Here is a 236-nt window from a genome sequence, read left to right as displayed (position 1 = left end):
CTGCACACACCAAGCGCCGTGTGGCAGAGCCGCCTGATATGGAAGGCCTGAAGGTCCGTACCGCGGTCGCGGATCTGCCACAGGAACCGGTCAAGGCGCTGGGCGCTTCGCCGACCCCGATCCCATGGACGGAGCTGTTCACCTCCTTTCAGACCGGCGTGGAAGAAGGCTCCAAGAACGGCATCACCGACATCATGGGCCTGAAGTTCCCGGATGCGGGGCTGCAGTACATCACC

The 236-nt window shown here is 63.6% G+C and carries 1 pseudogene; it reads left to right on the top strand.

Annotated features, from left to right (window positions below):
* Positions 1 to 236 (top strand): annotated as a pseudogene (locus R0J92_RS26585) (C4-dicarboxylate ABC transporter substrate-binding protein); the annotation flags it as partial.

It is taken from the genome of Tritonibacter sp. SIMBA_163, assembly GCF_046535935.1.
Classification (GTDB): Bacteria; Pseudomonadota; Alphaproteobacteria; order Rhodobacterales; family Rhodobacteraceae; genus Epibacterium; species Epibacterium scottomollicae.
This window is presented reverse-complemented; position numbering and strand designations above follow the sequence as displayed.